Source organism: Methylosinus sp. R-45379 (genome assembly GCF_001644125.1).
In the GTDB taxonomy this organism is placed as follows: domain Bacteria; phylum Pseudomonadota; class Alphaproteobacteria; order Rhizobiales; family Beijerinckiaceae; genus Methylosinus.
This window is the reverse complement of sequence record NZ_LUUM01000106.1, coordinates 1-1,934: the sequence shown is the minus strand read 5'-3', so window position 1 is coordinate 1,934 and position 1,934 is coordinate 1. Positions and strand designations below refer to the sequence as shown.

Sequence of the window (1,934 nt, the reverse complement as noted above, 5' to 3'; positions counted from 1 at the left end):
CGATCGCCTGGAGGACGAGCGGCCGAAGCGCGGACAGACCGAGCCGCGCGGCGAGCGTCGCCCAGCCGACCCAGACGATGGTGTGGTCGTCGAGCTGTTCGTAGACGTCGATCAAGAAATTGGCGACGACTTCTCGATCGATCCTCTCTTGATACACGAGCATCGCAAGCACGTTGATTAGGATATTGTGGCGCGCGATTCTATGCGCCTTCGGATCGCGCACGGCGTCGAAGAGAGGTTCGGGATCCCCGTCGAACACAGCGGCGATGACACGGTGGCCGATTTCGTCGAACGCGGATTCGAAGCCCGGATGATCGGTGAATTCGGGACAGCGGATCAAGCGGGCGATCGGGCGATAGGCGCGCTTATCGCCCCATTCGCCGAGAAGGAAAAAGATGAGCATCACAGGAGTGGGGCTAAGATCGCGCGCTTTCGCAGAAGCAGAAAGATATTTCTCGATCTCGCTCAGAAAGAGAGGAAGCATTTCGTCGCGTCGGCGCGAAGCTTCTTTGAGCGCGCCTTTCGGTAGGGGCCCGTCGGTAAGATAACGGCAGGTGAGCGATTGCAGAATATTTTCGGGAGACATGGCGGGAGATGTCATGAATGCTCCTTATGAACGAGGACGCGCCGGACGCGATACGGCCTCTGAAAACGTCAGCGAAAATCTCGACAAAAAAAAGCGGCATCGACCTCCTTTCGTTTGTTCGCGTCTCCATCAGAGCCGTTTTGCATCGGAAGCATTCGTCGCGAATCGATGTGCGCCGATTTTGGCGCGGCTTTGCGCGAATGTTGCAGAACGACGATGTTCCGCCGCCAACGTGGAACTTTTTGTGCGACAAAATGACTCACTCGACAGGATCGGGAATTTCGACCCGCTCGATCGACGGGCGCCGAAAAGGCTTGAGTCGCGAAAGGGGCTTACGGCGCAATCGTGACTATAGTGGCGCCTTCTGACGCAGGAGCCGCGGGGGATTGCGTAGGGGCGAGCTTGCTGTATTCTCGAGATCGAGGTCTGTGACGATGGCGGCGCGCGGTTTTCATCCCTTATTTGTGTGCGCGTCGAATTCGATGCAGCGACGATGAAAGCGGAGGCGCCGCGTGCGTCGACGCAATATAATTTCATTCGATCAAGGGGCCGCGAAATGACCGCATCTTTGCCGCGTCGCAAGCAGCCGCGCGTTACGATTTCCGCGCACGAGCCGACCGATTTTCCGAGCGGAGAGCAACAGGCGCTCATTCAAGGGGCGTTGCTTCGAGAATGCGACGAAACGCTCGTCCGTTTGTTAGAGTTCTCGCGTCATAGTACGACTAGTCCTGTGGCGCGAACGCCGAGGAGCCGTGACCATCGAATAAGCGTCGAGGACCTACGAAATATCGAGCAAATGCTTGGACAGATTGTTGCGACGGTCCCTCAGAACGAGGACGAAATGATGGGCAAAGCAGCGGTCTATCGCGAATACGCGAACTTCAGCGACAGGCAGCCGGATTTGATGACGACCATGTTGCAAGCGGCTAGCCGCGAGCTGGAGAGAGGGGTGCTGCAACTAAAGAAGCATTCGACCAGAGAGAACTGAATTTTCGTGGCGCGCATTCGCGCTGGCTTCACCTAGCGTCCGGTGGTCGAAAGGAGACCACCATGAAATCGCACTCGTTTACGATCGCGGCGATACTCGCCGCGACGCTTGCCCTGGGCGAACCAGGGAAATTATGGGCTGCGACAGAGAATGACGCGGGTGGGTCAGGAGGCCCGCCCATGTCCGAATTGCCGAAGAGCGCCACGAACGTGACTCTCGGCGCGACGAAACTTTCTCCGCTTGCAGCGGAACTCGTCGAGCAGACGCCGGCGCTCAAATATCTCGCGAAAGCCGGCGCGCAGCTGTTCGATGCGGGGGGCGCGCATGGCCTGCGCGCAGTCGTCGCGCGGCAGGGCGAAG

At 58.5% G+C, this 1,934-nt stretch carries 3 protein-coding genes and 1 pseudogene; 3 read left to right on the top strand and 1 reads right to left on the bottom strand.

Going from position 1 to position 1,934, the window contains the following annotated elements; genetic code table 11:
- Positions 1-586, bottom strand: a 586-nt coding sequence (locus A1351_RS26125; RefSeq protein ID WP_371441453.1) for a DUF1186 domain-containing protein, incomplete at its 3' end; no start/stop codon positions are given.
- 13 nt (positions 587-599) lie between these two features.
- On the opposite strand from A1351_RS26125, the gene A1351_RS24460 reads away from it, so the two are divergent.
- From A1351_RS24460 to A1351_RS05040, 3 genes and pseudogenes are all read left to right on the top strand, one after another.
- On the top strand, positions 600-935 hold the full coding sequence (locus A1351_RS24460) for a hypothetical protein (protein ID WP_157096117.1): 336 nt from the start codon (positions 600-602) through the stop codon (positions 933-935).
- Positions 936-1,142: 207 nt separating this feature from the next.
- Positions 1,143-1,574, top strand: coding sequence for a hypothetical protein (locus A1351_RS24455; RefSeq protein ID WP_157096116.1), 432 nt, complete (start codon positions 1,143-1,145; stop codon positions 1,572-1,574).
- Between the two features lie 179 nt (positions 1,575-1,753).
- Positions 1,754-1,934, top strand: a pseudogene (locus tag A1351_RS05040) (hypothetical protein); the annotation flags it as partial.

Coding starts and splice junctions, on each gene's coding strand:
- A1351_RS24460 (WP_157096117.1), top strand. CDS start 600: ATGAATGCTCCTTATGAACGAGGACGCGCCGGACGCGATACGGCCTCT.
- A1351_RS24455 (WP_157096116.1), top strand. CDS start 1,143: ATGACCGCATCTTTGCCGCGTCGCAAGCAGCCGCGCGTTACGATTTCC.